1 protein-coding gene is annotated in these 225 nt (G+C 48.0%); it reads left to right on the top strand.

Features of this window, described 5'->3' with window-relative positions:
• Positions 1–225, top strand: a 225-nt coding sequence (locus tag A3757_RS03855) for an EF-Tu/IF-2/RF-3 family GTPase (RefSeq protein ID WP_255374968.1), incomplete at both ends; no start/stop codon positions are given.

The raw sequence follows: 225 nt of genomic DNA, 5'->3' as shown, positions 1-225 counted from the left end.
CGGGTCGTGTTGAGCGTGGTATCATCAAAGTTGGTGAAGAAATCGAGATTGTTGGTATCAAGGAAACTCAAACCACTACTTGTACTGGTGTTGAGATGTTCCGTAAGCTTCTAGACGAAGGTCGTGCGGGTGAGAACGTTGGTGTTCTTCTGCGTGGTACTAAGCGTGACGAAGTTGAGCGTGGTCAGGTTCTATGTGTGCCTGGTTCTGTTAAGCCTCACACTA

It is taken from the genome of Oleiphilus sp. HI0117, assembly GCF_001635235.1.
This window is presented reverse-complemented; position numbering and strand designations above follow the sequence as displayed.